This window comes from Rhizobium croatiense (assembly GCF_019793465.1).
GTDB lineage: Bacteria > Pseudomonadota > Alphaproteobacteria > Rhizobiales > Rhizobiaceae > Rhizobium > Rhizobium croatiense.
This window is the reverse complement of sequence record NZ_JAILYJ010000001.1, coordinates 452513-464805: the sequence shown is the minus strand read 5'-3', so window position 1 is coordinate 464805 and position 12293 is coordinate 452513. Positions and strand designations below refer to the sequence as shown.

Annotated in this window: 11 protein-coding genes; 2 read left to right on the top strand and 9 right to left on the bottom strand. The window is 62.5% G+C overall.

From position 1 onward, the window contains the following. Positions 1 to 518: 518 nt before the first annotated feature. Positions 519 to 2702: a catalase/peroxidase HPI gene (gene katG, locus K6M89_RS02040; protein WP_097581528.1), complete on the bottom strand. Its 2184-nt coding sequence runs from the start codon at positions 2700 to 2702 to the stop codon at positions 519 to 521. A gap of 144 nt (positions 2703 to 2846) precedes the next feature. Here katG and K6M89_RS02035 point away from each other — a divergent pair, with 144 nt between their 5' ends. Continuing rightward, positions 2847 to 3785 carry a hydrogen peroxide-inducible genes activator gene (locus K6M89_RS02035; protein WP_222138260.1) on the top strand — a complete coding sequence of 313 codons (939 nt, stop codon included), beginning with the start codon at positions 2847 to 2849 and terminating at the stop codon, positions 3783 to 3785. Here the strand turns inward: K6M89_RS02035 and K6M89_RS02030 are convergent. From K6M89_RS02030 to panC, 4 genes are read right to left on the bottom strand one after another with little or no spacing between them, the layout of a single operon-like run. Further along, positions 3775 to 4083, bottom strand: coding sequence for a hypothetical protein (locus tag K6M89_RS02030; RefSeq protein WP_222138259.1), 309 nt, complete (start codon positions 4081 to 4083; stop codon positions 3775 to 3777). The two genes, K6M89_RS02035 and K6M89_RS02030, sit on opposite strands and share 11 nt — an antisense overlap. Then, complete coding sequence (locus K6M89_RS02025; RefSeq protein ID WP_222138258.1) at positions 4080 to 4772, bottom strand: vWA domain-containing protein; 693 nt, start codon at positions 4770 to 4772, stop codon at positions 4080 to 4082. The genes K6M89_RS02030 and K6M89_RS02025 overlap by 4 nt, the downstream gene beginning before the upstream one ends. Positions 4773 to 4815: 43 nt before the next feature. Continuing rightward, positions 4816 to 5637, bottom strand: coding sequence for a 3-methyl-2-oxobutanoate hydroxymethyltransferase (gene panB, locus K6M89_RS02020; protein WP_097581405.1), 822 nt, complete (start codon positions 5635 to 5637; stop codon positions 4816 to 4818). Continuing rightward, the gene (panC, locus tag K6M89_RS02015) at positions 5634 to 6527 is read right to left on the bottom strand and encodes a pantoate--beta-alanine ligase (protein ID WP_222138257.1); all 894 of its coding nucleotides are present in this window, start codon (positions 6525 to 6527) and stop codon (positions 5634 to 5636) included. The genes panB and panC overlap by 4 nt, the downstream gene beginning before the upstream one ends. Before the next feature lie 235 nt (positions 6528 to 6762). On the opposite strand from panC, the gene K6M89_RS02010 reads away from it, so the two are divergent. Continuing rightward, on the top strand, positions 6763 to 7233 hold the full coding sequence (locus tag K6M89_RS02010; RefSeq protein WP_097581403.1) for a ProQ/FINO family protein: 471 nt from the start codon (positions 6763 to 6765) through the stop codon (positions 7231 to 7233). Here K6M89_RS02010 and repC read toward each other — a convergent pair. The 4 genes from repC to K6M89_RS01990 all read right to left on the bottom strand — a co-directional run bounded on the left by repC (position 7226) and on the right by K6M89_RS01990 (position 12271). Beyond that, positions 7226 to 8509 carry a plasmid replication protein RepC gene (repC, locus tag K6M89_RS02005; protein ID WP_222138256.1) on the bottom strand — a complete coding sequence of 428 codons (1284 nt, stop codon included), beginning with the start codon at positions 8507 to 8509 and terminating at the stop codon, positions 7226 to 7228. The two genes, K6M89_RS02010 and repC, sit on opposite strands and share 8 nt — an antisense overlap. 212 nt (positions 8510 to 8721) lie before the next feature. After that, the gene (gene repB, locus K6M89_RS02000) at positions 8722 to 9693 is read right to left on the bottom strand and encodes a plasmid partitioning protein RepB (RefSeq protein WP_222138255.1); all 972 of its coding nucleotides are present in this window, start codon (positions 9691 to 9693) and stop codon (positions 8722 to 8724) included. Between the two features lie 69 nt (positions 9694 to 9762). Next, complete coding sequence (gene repA / locus K6M89_RS01995; RefSeq protein ID WP_222138254.1) at positions 9763 to 10971, bottom strand: plasmid partitioning protein RepA; 1209 nt, start codon at positions 10969 to 10971, stop codon at positions 9763 to 9765. A 238-nt stretch (positions 10972 to 11209) separates the two neighbouring features. Beyond that, complete coding sequence (locus K6M89_RS01990; protein ID WP_222138253.1) at positions 11210 to 12271, bottom strand: ABC transporter ATP-binding protein; 1062 nt, start codon at positions 12269 to 12271, stop codon at positions 11210 to 11212. Between the last annotated feature and the right edge of the window lie 22 nt (positions 12272 to 12293).

Genomic DNA, 12293 nt, shown 5'->3' with positions numbered 1-12293 from the left:
CGATCCGGGAAGAATGGCTCGGTTGTCCCCTCTTCCGTCATACTCGGGCTTGTCCCGAGTATCTGCCTCCGGTCGATAGGGCAGCAGATCCTCGGCACAAGGCCGAGGATGACGTCGAATGGAAATGAGACGGCTGCGGAAAAAAGTGGCTGGAGGCCAACCCCACACTCCTCACCAGTCACTCGTAGACTGGTTATTGAGGTCGGATGCGCCACCTCTCCTCCTCATTCCTGTGCCTGTCACAGGAATCCAGCCACCGCGCGTCCGCGCGGTGAACGACTCAATACAACAGTTGAAAAGTGTCTCGCGCCCAAGGACTTGGGCGCAGTGGATTCCTGTGACATCCCTCGGGCGAAGCCTGAGGCCACAGGAATGAGGGAGGAGAGGTGGTGCTTACGTCCACCTAAGCTGACTTGGTGAGGCAGGCGAATCAACGCCTTGGAAACACAGGGCATCCGATAGAGACAAAAAGCCCGGGCGCGGCCGAAACCGCGCCCGGGCAAGATTTGCGATACCGATCAGACGAGGTCGAAGCGGTCGGCGTTCATCACCTTGTTCCAGGCGGCGACGAAGTCCTTGACAAACTTCTCCTTGGCGTCGGCCTGGCCGTAGACTTCGGCGAAGGCGCGCAGCTGCGAGTGCGAGCCGAAGATCAGGTCGACGCGGGTGCCGCTCCACTTGGCCGCACCCGTCTGGCGGTCGCGGCCTTCATAGACGCCTTCCTTGCCGGCGGGAACCCACTGTGTGGCCATGTCGAGCAGGTTGACGAAGAAGTCGTTCGTCAGCGTCTCGGGACGGGAGGTGAAGACGCCGTGCTCGGGGTTGCCTGCCTTCAGCACGCGCAGGCCGCCGACGAGGACGGTCATCTCGGGACCGGTCAGCGTCAGCAGCTGAGCGCGGTCGACCAGTGCTTCTTCTGGCTTCATGAACTGCAGGCGCTTGCCGTTCACATAGTTGCGGAAGCCGTCGATGCGCGGCTCGAGCGCTGCGAAGGAATGCGCGTCCGTCTGGGCTTCGGAAGCATCCATGCGGCCCGGCGTGAACGGCACGCTTACGGCGGTGCCGCCGGCTGCCGCAGCCTTTTCGACGCCGGCAGCACCGGCAAGCACGATCAGGTCGGCGAGCGAGATCTTTTTGCCGCCGGTCTGGGCGGCGTTGAAGTCCTTCTGGAGGCCTTCGAGGACGCCGAGCACCTTGGCGAGCTGGGCCGGCTGGTTGGCGTCCCAGTCCTTCTGCGGAGCAAGGCGGATGCGCGCGCCATTGGCGCCGCCGCGCTTGTCGGAGCCGCGGAAGGTCGAGGCCGACGCCCAGGCGGTCGAAACCAGCTCCTGCACGGAAAGGCCGGTGGCGAGAACCTTCGCCTTCAGCTCGGCAATGTCCTTGTCGTCGACGAGCGGATGGTCGACGGCCGGGATCACGTCCTGCCAGATCAGGTCTTCGGCCGGAACCTCTGGGCCGAGGTAACGCACCTTCGGGCCCATGTCGCGGTGGGTCAGCTTGAACCAGGCGCGGGCGAAAGCGTCGGCGAACTGATCCGGATTTTCAAGGAAGCGGCGCGAGATCTTCTCGTAGATCGGGTCGAAACGCAGCGCCAGGTCGCTCGTCAGCATGGTCGGCAGATGCTTCTTGCCGGCGTCGTAAGCATCCGGAATGGAGGCTTCCGCGTTCTTGGCCTGCCACTGATGTGCGCCGGCCGGGCTCTTCGTCAGCTCCCATTCATAGGCGAACAGGTTTTCGAAGAAGTAGTTGCTCCACTTGGTCGGCGTCTGCGACCAGGTGACTTCGAGGCCGGCGGTGATGGCGTCCTTGCCGACGCCGGTGCCGAACGAGCTCTTCCAGCCAAGGCCCTGGTCCTCGATCGCGCCGCCTTCCGGCTCGGCGCCGATGAATGACGGGTCGCCGGCGCCATGCGTCTTGCCGAAGGTATGGCCGCCGGCGATCAGCGCCACGGTCTCTTCGTCGTTCATCGCCATGCGGGCGAAGGTTTCGCGGATGTCGCGCGCCGAAGCGAGGGGATCGGGATTGCCGCCCGGTCCCTCAGGGTTGACGTAGATGAGGCCCATCTGCACGGCGCCAAGCGGTTCGGCCAGCTGGCGTTCGCCGCTATAGCGCTCGTCGCCGAGCCAGGTGCCTTCAGGACCCCAGTAGAGCTCTTCCGGCTCCCAGACGTCGGCGCGGCCGCCGGCGAAGCCGAAGGTCTTGAAGCCCATGGATTCGAGCGCGACGTTGCCGGTAAGTATCAGAAGGTCGGCCCAGGAGATGCGGTTGCCGTATTTCTGCTTGATCGGCCAGAGCAGACGGCGGGCCTTGTCAAGGTTGGCATTGTCCGGCCAGCTGTTCAGCGGCGCAAAACGCTGCTGACCCTGCCCGGCGCCGCCGCGCCCGTCGGTGATGCGATAGGTGCCGGCGCTGTGCCAGGCCATGCGGATGAACAGGCCGCCGTAATGGCCGAAGTCGGCCGGCCACCAATCCTGCGAATCGGTCATCAGCGCGTGAAGATCCTTCTTCAGCGCGTCGAGATCGAGCTTCTTGAACTCCTCGGCATAGTCGAAATCCTTGCCCATCGGATCGGCGCGGCCGGAATTGTGATGAAGAATCTGCACGTTCAGCTGGCTCGGCCACCAGTCACGATTGGCTCGGCCTCGCGGCGTATTGCCATGGGCCACAGGACATTTGCCTGCGGTGTCAGTGGGGTTGTCCATGATCGTCTCCTTCATTGCTTGATCTGTCTTCGGTTCAAAAAGATGAGCCGAGCTGGCGCCCCACTCTCTCCCTTGCAGTCTTCATATCGGAAGCGTTCAATAATTTTAAGTTGGATTTACTGATTGCTGCGATAAGCTGAGCTTATGAAAAATCTTACCCTGAAACAGCTACGTTATTTTGAAGCCCTGGCAAGGGATGGTCGCTTTCGCCGTGCCGCCGATGCCTGCGCCATCTCCCAGCCGGCGCTCTCCATGCAGATCAAAGAACTTGAGCAGGAGTTGGGCAGCGAACTCTTCGAGCGCAGCGCCCGCGAGGTGAAGCTCACCCCCTTCGGCCAGACCTTTGCGCTGCGCGTCCGCGATATCCTGCGCGCCGTGGACGAGCTCGGCGAGTTTGCCCGCGCCTCCCGCGACAGCTTCCTGACGCGCCTGCGCATTGGCATCATCCCGACGATCGCACCCTATCTGCTGCCGGCGATTATAAACGATCTCAACAAAAGCTTCGCGGGGATTCAGATCGAGGTGCGCGAGACACAGACGGCCAAGCTAGTTCAGGAACTGGCGCAGGGCCAGCTGGATATGGCGATCGTCGCGCTGCCGGTGTCGGAACCTTCGCTGACCGAACTCGAGCTGTTCAAGGAAGAATTCGTGCTGGTCAGACGGCACGAGGATGGCGGCAAGCCGGTGCCCGAACGCGAGGTGTTGCGCGAAATGCGGCTGCTGTTGCTCGAAGAGGGCCACTGCTTCCGCGACCAGGCCCTGTCGTTCTGCAAGGTCGGGCCGGCCCGCCCGCGGGAAATCATGGAAGGCAGCTCGCTCTCCACCCTCGTCCAGATGGTCGGCGCCGGCATCGGCGTCACCCTGATCCCGGAGATGGCCGTTCCCGTCGAAACGCGCTCTGCCCGCGTCTCGATCTCCCGCTTCCCGTCACCCCAGCCATCGCGAACCATCGGCATGGTCTGGCGTAACTCCACGCCGATGGCCAAGCAGCTGCAGGAGGTCGCCGAGGCGGTGCGCCGCTCGGCGGAGACGATGCGCGAGCAATATGCCGATGGGGCGGCAGCGTTCGCGATTACTGCGTGAGCCGCAATGTATCCCCGCGAATGGCAGCCGCGATCGTTTCATAGACGGTCTTGATCGTCGCCGGTGATGCGGTGAAGAAATGCGCGGTGTTGGTGGCGCAGTTGCGGATGTTCACCACATCGGCATCGGCGCTGTAGGAAAGCGTATAGATTTCGATGCCGCTCTTCTTCATCGCCGTGCATGCGGTCTGCATCGCGGCGGTGGCGAATGCGTTGCACGCCGACGATTTCGTTTGCGAGCAGATCCAGTCGAACTTGTCGTTGGGGTCGTATTTGGTGTTCATTTCGCCATCGGTCATGAACACCATGACCTTATGCACGGAATCGGAAACCTCCGCAGGCGAGGTTGCGTCTCCCCACACGCCCTGCCACTTCGGCGAGAGCGTATACCATCCCGCGACCGCGCCTGCATCCAGCCGGGTCCTTCGGATGTCAGGTTCTTCACGACGCTTTTAAGATAGGCGAAGTCGCCGGTCAGCGGCGTGACCGGTGGCGGGAAAAAACTCGTTCCCGATTTGGGATTGGCGTCCATGGCGACGAAGGCGGAGGTACCAGGCGGCGCGTCGCCCATGCCGTCACCGATCGCACCGGTATCCCTGACCTCGACATCGGCACGTGGCTCGACGCAGCCCATCCAGTAGTAATTCTTCGATGTGGACATGACAGGCGTGACGCCGTCGATCCAGTAGGAGAGCTTGTAGCTGGAGGAGGTGTAGACCGATTTGGGGTCGGTCCAGCGCTTGGGAACTGCAGCCGTTCTATTGTAGGACTTGAGCCATGCCGTGTTTGCCAGGCCGAAATTGACGCGGCTGGAAAAGGGCACGATCGAAATCTTCGTTTTGTCAACGAGCGATGCGTTAGAGGAAAAGGCCTGGAGAAAGCCGGCGACCGCGGTCTGCATCGGCGTGAAGCGGTTCTCCTCGATCATCGAGCTCGACACGTCGAGCACCAGCGCGATCTCCAACTGCTTTACTCCCGGCAAAGCCATGATTGTGGATATCCCGCGCGTTTGAAGGGCGGGCGCCCTCGCCCTACGAGCGGCGTTTGAACGTATGTTCGGCTGCCGGGAATTTTCGCGTGCGCACCTCGCCAGCATAGGCGGCGGCGGCATCCGCGACTCTTTTGCCGAGCTCGTCGTAACGCTTGACGAAACGTGGCGTGAAATCGTTGAAGAGCCCCAGAATGTCGTCAGAGACCAGAACCTGGCCGTCGCAGGCGGCGGAGGCGCCGATGCCGATGGTCGGTATGTGCATGGCTGAAGTCACCTCGCGAGCGAGCGGTTCCACCGTGCCCTCGATGACGACGGCGAAGGCTCCCGAGCCGCCGATGGCATGCGCGTCGCGCCGGATCTTCGAGGTCTCGTGTTCGGAGTGCCCGACGGATCGATAGCCGCCGGCGGTCTGGACCTGTTGCGGCATCAGGCCGATATGCCCCATGACCGGAATTCCGCGCTTCGTCAGGAAGGCGATGGTCTCGGCCATCTCCTCGCCGCCTTCCAGCTTGACGCCGTCGCAGCCGGTTTCCTGTAGAATGCGGACGGCGTTGCGGAAGGCGGTCTCTTTTGATTCCTGATAACTGCCGAATGGCATGTCAACGACGACGCAGGCCTTGGCGACGCCGCGCATGACAGCTTTGCCATGTGCGATCATCATATCGAGTGTGACGCCGATCGTGGTCTCCATGCCATAGAGCACCATGCCGAGCGAATCCCCGACCAGCAGCAGGTCGCAATGCTCATCGAGCAGACGCGCCATCGGCGTGGTGTAGGCGGTCAGGCAGACGATCGGCTTGCCGCCCTTCATGGCTGAGATGCGGGCTGGCGTAAGACGCTTGTGGGATCCGACCGCACTCATCTGCTCACTCCCTTTCCCGGCAAGCTCCGCTCGCCGATAAACCTGTTGCCCCCGATGACCCTGTTGTCGAGAAGCCGTGTCGAACCGATCCGCACGAAGAGCGCGACGACAACGGGCGCGGTGATGGAATTCACCGGCTGTAGCGTCGAGGCGTCCCTAACCGCAACGACCTCGGGCTTTGCCAGAGGTTCGCGACCGAGAAACGCCGTCAGCTTTTCTTCGAGCTCCGCGGCATCCGCAAGACCATCGGCGACGAGACGCTCCGCCTCGTCGAGGGTCTGAGGGATGATCACCGCGGCATGCCGCTCCGCCTCGCTGAGATAGACATTGCGTGACGACAGGGCGAGCCCGTCGCCGTCCCTTACGGTCGGCACGGCAATGACACGCACCGGCACGGCGAGATCGTCCACCATCCGCTTGATGATGACGACCTGCTGGTAGTCCTTCTCTCCGAAATAAGCGGTTTGGGGCTGCACGATGTTGAAAAGTTTGCAGACGACTGTCGCAACACCGGCAAAATGCCCGGGCCGCACCGCACCTTCCAGCTCGCGGCCGAGATCGGGAAGGTCGACGATGGTCTGCATCGGGCGGGGATACATGTCCTCGACGCCGGGCGAAAAAAGGAAGTTGACTCCGGCCTGTTTCAGCATGGCTGCGTCGCGCTCCAGATCGCGCGGATATTGGCTGAGATCTTCTGCCGGGCCGAACTGCAGCGGATTGACGAAAATCGAGACGACGACGATGTCATTCTCGGCGCGAGCGCGTGCGACAAGCTGCATATGACCGGCATGGAGATAACCCATCGTCGGAACCAGGCCGACGGTCCGCCCCTGCCGCTTCAGCGCATCGAGCGTGTGGCGCAGCTCTTCAATGCTCGAGAAAACCCGCATATATCCTCCCCCGCGGCCGGTCATTCTTCTTGGGCGCGGATAAGAAGTGTAATCGATGCCGGAGGTCAATGCACATTCCACGATAAAAACGATTATATGGAAATGGCAGACCAATAAGGCCGAACCTATATCCGCCCGGAAATGGAAGCTTGCCGCGGGCTAGCAATGTTCGGGCCGCGGCGTTATTGGCCCTGTCCGTCAAGATACCATCATAGTCGGCCGTTATGGAGAACGCATGGAAACACCCTGGAAGATCAGCCGCGGGCCGATTGCGGCGACCGAGCTCGACGTGCAGAAGGCCAACGCGATCAACAGCATGTTGATCCGGCCGGTCGGCGTGCTTCCCGCCAAGCCAGGCGATCCGGTCCTCCCCTTCGCCGTCGGCCTGTTCAACGAGCTGCGCCCGCTCTTGAAGCCCGATGCCGGCGTGACGACGCTCCGGCGCGCGACTGCTGCCTATGTCCATTGCCGGCGTTATTATTTCGCCAGCGCCCAGCCCGATTCCATGCGCCACAACATCGACGGCCAGCCGGTCGAACCTTTGTCGGTGGAAGATCGGCTGGTCGCGCAGAAACGCTTCCTGAGCCTCAAGCAGAGCGCCAAGGCCGAGGCGCCCGAGCCGGCGCCGGTTCCCTCTCCCGTCCTCAGCAAGAACGAACAGATCCGCGCCGCCCTTCTGCGCGGCAGAAAGAGCACCGTCAGCTAGCCATGCCGATTGGCGTATCCTTCGCCCGCAACAGCGCCATCAGCATCGGGCCGAGCGCGAATTCACCGCGTCCGGCGCGTCGCGTGAGATCCCTCAGATAGCCGCCAGCGGAGTTGATGCACCCTCCCCTTTGCAGGATGCAGGCCATGACGGTGGCGGCATTTTCCGGCCCCATCACCGAACAGGCTTCCTCATAGGCCGGCGGGCTGACGCGCAGCATCGCGCGCACGGTGACCGCCGCCGCCATGAGATCCCGCCAGCTGCCGATGGCCCCGCCTGAACCGTAATCGATGATATCGGGGCAGGCCTGCAGCACCTTGCCGAGCGGGAAGGATTTCAACCTCCCGGCATGCGTCCGGGGTACGGCCTGCAACCCCTGCCCGCCGTCCTCTCGCCTGCCCTGCCCATTGTTTTTCAGCTCTGCGCTCGGCTGATCGTCCGGCCTCGCCTCCTGCCCCGTCTCCAGGCCGGGTTCAGATTCAGATAGGGATTCGGGATTCGAATTCTGTATGTGGCGCTCAAACCGGGATTCATTGGTGCTCGCCATTTGTACTTTCTCATGCGATTCCAATGTGTTGATGATGTTGAGGCGGATCGTTTCCAGCTTTTCGAGGATAGGTGGCAGATTGTCGAGCGTTGCCGCCTTCGGGATGCGCTGCAGCAGCGCGTGAAACAGCGAAGAAATCCGCTCCCACTCGCCGGGAACGGCCTCCTCGACGGCCGCGGCGAGCAGCTTGGCGATATCGCGCCGGCAGATCGTCAGCCGCTCCTTCATTGCTCGCAGCATCTGCCGGTCGGCGGCGAGCCGGGCCGCCATCGCTTCGATCTCCGAGGCGCGGGCCAGCAGCGGCGCCAGGCTGAAGCCATAGGCCTCGTCGATGCCGCCTGCCCTGTCGCGGCGGACATAGCGCTTGCCGTTCGGGCTGTCCTTGCGGGAGATCAGGCCGGCCTCGACAAGCACGGCGAGATGCCGGCGCAGCGTTGCGGCGGCCATGCCGCGTGCTCGGAGCGACAGCTGCGTATTCGAGGGAAAGACTACCAGCCCTTTTTCGCTGGAGAGCTCGTCCTCGGGATAAAAGCTCAGCAGCGCATCGAGCACGGTGAGCGCCCGGTCGGTCACGCTGAGCCCTGCCCGCGCCTCGCAGACCGATCGAAACAGCTTCCATTTGTTGCGTGTCGTTCCGGCCGCGATCGCTTCGCCGCGCCGCTGTTTCAGCAGCAGGGCAAGCGACATCGGCCGCCGCCCGAAGGGCGTCGTCACAGCTTCACTCTCCATTTCCTTCACCTCTATTCAGGCAAAAGAAATCCGCTCACCGAAACGATGCGAGGAGGAAAAGCACTGCAGCGTCATTCGCGCGTCTGAAAAGACGCGGGGGCGCTTCAGGACTCTTGACTGGGATTCGTGAAAATGCGATTCTCTGTCTTGCTTAAGGATGTGAGAAGGGCTTCCACGACTCGTTCGTTTGGGGGCCTTTTTCTTTTGCGGTTTCAGTCTCCTTGTTTGCCCTCCTCGGCGAGGAATTGGTCGTAGAGCGCATCCAGCCGGCTCGAGAGAAATTCACCGAAGCGGCCGGCATTCCTCGCCTTCATCGAGAGCGAGAACGCCTTGCCGTCATTCTTCATTTCCGCCTGGACCGCCTTGTCCAGCGGCTGCCACTTCACCTTCCTTGCGGCGATCGTTTTCTTCACTGGCCGCGCGCTTTTGTTCAGCGCCGCATAGAGCGCTTCGAAACGTTTGTCGGAAGGTAACTGATGAAAGTTGTCCTCTTCGAGGAGCTTGGCGACACTTGCCGCATTGGCCGATTTGCCGGCGAGCAGCGACAGCTCCACCCAACGCTCGCGGCCGACGCCGGGTGCCGGGCCGATCGCCTGGACGACCTCCTGCGGCAGCCGCTCCATGACCGACATCATCTTCGAGACCGAAGCCGCATTGGCGGCGAGCGCCGTCGAGATTACCTCCCTGTCATAGCCGAGCTCCTCCAGCCGCCGGGCAAAAAGCGCCCGCTCGATGAAGGTGAGGTCGGCGCGGGCCGAATTTTCCTGGCCCTGGGCAATGACATGGGTGCGGTCGTCGATCGCCTTGACGACGGCGCGGACATTGCGGCCGAGCTCGCGGGCGGCGCGCAGGCGCCGGTGGCCGAAGACCACCTGATAGCGTCCGTCGATCTTGCCGTGTGGGCGCACCAGGATCGGCGTGTCCTGCCCGCGTGCGCGGATCGCCTCGACCAGCGCGCGGAACGCCTCGTCATCCTCCGACAGCCGGTCCTTGACGAAGGAGGCCTCGACGGCATCGGGGTCGAGATCGACCACCGCCTCGCCCTCGAGGAATTTTTCCGCCTGCTTGGCCAGCTCATCCAGCGAGCGGACGAGCGAGCGGCCTGCCCCGCGCATCGGATAGTTCGGCGCGCCCGCGCTCTCGGGCATCTCGGTCAGTCCCTCCAGCAGATTTTTCCGTGCCATGACTTCCTCCGATTGCAATCATTCCATTGATTTGCTTCAAGGAAACGGTGAATTTGTCAGCCGACAAATTCACCGCCCCCATGCCTGGTGAATGAGGCCGGCGATCTCGGCATTGACGGCGTCCATCGCCTCGATCGCGCGATCATAGGTTCCCCGGTTCATCGAGGATCGCTCGACCTCGTAAAGCGTCTGCTTGGTGATGCCGGCATCCGAGATCGCCGTCGATTTGACCATCTGGTTCTTCAGCATGAATTCGTGGAACATGCTCGACATGAAGCCGACCATCTGCGCCTGCGGGACGTCGGTCGGCTCGTAGCGGGTGATGAGATAGCGGTACCAGGAGAGGTTCACCTCGGCGCCGGCCGCGCGGATCGGCTTCAGGATGCCGCCGAGCATCAGCAGGAACTGGCCCATCGACATGACGTCGAGCATCTGCGGATGGATGGTGATCAGCACGCTGGTCGCCGCCGTCAGCGCCGTCAGCGTGAGATAGCCGAGCTGCGGCGGGCAATCGATGACGACGACGTCGTAGCGTTCGTCGACCTCGGCAAGCGCGCGCGAGATGCGCGTGAAGAAGGTCTTGCCGTCATTGCTCGATTTGTCGGCCATGGCGAGCGGCGTGTCGTACTCGTATTCCTGCAGATCCAGATTGGCCGGCACGATGTCGAGGCCGGGAAAATTGGTCTTGTGGATGATCTCCGAGAGCTTCTTCTTCTCGCCGTCGTAACGGATCGCCTCGTAAAGCGAGGAGGCCTGGTCGAATTCCGGCTGGAAACCGTGCAGGGAAGAGAGCGATGCCTGCGGATCGAGATCGACGGCAAGCACCCGGTGGCCGGTCAGCGCCAGATGCTGGGCGAGATGGGCAGCCGTCGTCGTCTTGCCTGAGCCGCCCTTGAAGTTGACGACGGCGATGACCTGCAGCTTCTCATTGCCGCGGCGATGGGGCACATACATGCGGCTCTCGGAGCGGCCATGCGCGTCGAGATAGCGCCGGAGCTCCAGCATCTGCTCGGCGCTGTAGGAGCGGCGCCCGGAAGGCGAGGTCCTGGGGCAGGGGCCCTTGCCTTCGAGATGCAGTTTCTTCAGCGTGCTCTGCGACGCCCCGACATAATTGGCGACCTCCGCCAGCGAGAAGCTGCGCAGCGTCTTCTTCGCATTGGGCGGAAAACGCTGCACGCTGAGCAGATGCAGCTTCTTCGAAATCACGTCGCCCTGTTCGAGGATCTGATCCTCGAAATGCAGTGGCGCTGCCTTCAAGGCATTCAAATTAGCGTTCATCGGCGGCAATCTCTCGGATAACGATTTTCGGGATCAAAGGCCCGTCTAACCGTTATTATCCGCGATTCTCCGATACCGGCCAAGAATTTTAAGGTTAACGCATATTAACCTTTTGGCTGCGCGTTCAAACACTTGGCCAGTGCTGCATCATGTCTGGGAGGCCGGGGAGTTTGGGCCGGGGGCGCTGATAACGCGCCCCCGGCGGCGCCCGGCCGAAGGGGAGGGGCATTCGGCGGGCTTAACTCAATGGCGCTTCGCCTGTGGTGATCCGCTGCTCGTCCGCGGCGAAGAGGTGCACGGCATCGTGGATCGGCGCGATCTTCAATATGTCGCCGGGGGCCGCCCTGATCCGCTCGCGGAAGACGCAGGTGAGCGTCTGCCCTCCCAGCCGAACGAGGACCAGGGTTTCCGATCCCGTCGGCTCCACGACGATGGTCGTCACTTCGATGCCATCGGGGTCGAGCCTGATATGTTCGGGGCGAATGCCATAGGTGACGGCATTTGCCAGGTGCCGCTCGCTCGGCAGCAACAGGCCGTCGACGGTCCTGAAGCCGGTTTCGCTCATGCTGCCCTCGATGAAATTCATCGCCGGTGAACCGATAAAGCCGGCGACGAAGAGATTGCTGGGGCGGTCGTAGAGTTCGAGCGGCGAGCCGGACTGTTCGATCAGCCCGTCCTTCATGACGACGATCTTGTCGGCCATGGTCATGGCCTCGATCTGGTCGTGGGTGACATAGATGGTGGTCGTCTGCAGCCGCTGATGCAGTTCCTTGATCTCCGAGCGCATCTGCACGCGCAGCTTGGCGTCGAGGTTCGACAAGGGCTCGTCGAAGAGGAAGACGGCGGGATCGCGCACGATGGCGCGGCCCATCGCCACGCGCTGCCGCTGACCGCCCGAAAGCTGCTTCGGATAGCGCTCCAAGAGATTTTCGAGGCCGAGGATCTTGGCGGCATTGCCGACCCGGTGGTCGATCTCCGACTTCGGCATGCGCTTCAGCCGCAGCGAGAAGCCCATGTTCTTGGCGACCGTCATATGCGGATAGAGCGCGTAGTTCTGGAACACCATGGCGATGTCGCGATCCTTCGGCGCCAGCTCGTTGACGATGTGCTTGCCGATCTGGATCTGGCCTGAGGTGATGCCTTCCAGGCCAGCGATCATCCGGAGCAGCGTCGATTTCCCGCAGCCGGAGGGGCCGACCAGCACGACGAACTCGCCGTCGCCGATATCGACCGACACGCCTTTGATGGCTTTGAACGCGCCGTAATCCTTGCGCGCATTGTTGACCGAAACATGGGCCATGAAACTCCTCCAGAATTCGCCG

Bases quoted from the DNA above. Each gene is read 5' to 3' on its own strand.
- katG (WP_097581528.1), bottom strand. From the start codon at position 2,702: ATGGACAACCCCACTGACACCGCAGGCAAATGTCCTGTGGCCCATGGC.
- K6M89_RS02035 (WP_222138260.1), top strand. From the start codon at position 2,847: ATGAAAAATCTTACCCTGAAACAGCTACGTTATTTTGAAGCCCTGGCA.
- K6M89_RS02030 (WP_222138259.1), bottom strand. From the start codon at position 4,083: ATGACCGATGGCGAAATGAACACCAAATACGACCCCAACGACAAGTTC.
- K6M89_RS02025 (WP_222138258.1), bottom strand. From the start codon at position 4,772: ATGGCTTTGCCGGGAGTAAAGCAGTTGGAGATCGCGCTGGTGCTCGAC.
- panB (WP_097581405.1), bottom strand. From the start codon at position 5,637: ATGAGTGCGGTCGGATCCCACAAGCGTCTTACGCCAGCCCGCATCTCA.
- panC (WP_222138257.1), bottom strand. From the start codon at position 6,527: ATGCGGGTTTTCTCGAGCATTGAAGAGCTGCGCCACACGCTCGATGCG.
- K6M89_RS02010 (WP_097581403.1), top strand. From the start codon at position 6,763: ATGGAAACACCCTGGAAGATCAGCCGCGGGCCGATTGCGGCGACCGAG.
- repC (WP_222138256.1), bottom strand. From the start codon at position 8,509: ATGGAGAGTGAAGCTGTGACGACGCCCTTCGGGCGGCGGCCGATGTCG.
- repB (WP_222138255.1), bottom strand. From the start codon at position 9,693: ATGGCACGGAAAAATCTGCTGGAGGGACTGACCGAGATGCCCGAGAGC.
- repA (WP_222138254.1), bottom strand. From the start codon at position 10,971: ATGAACGCTAATTTGAATGCCTTGAAGGCAGCGCCACTGCATTTCGAG.
- K6M89_RS01990 (WP_222138253.1), bottom strand. From the start codon at position 12,271: ATGGCCCATGTTTCGGTCAACAATGCGCGCAAGGATTACGGCGCGTTC.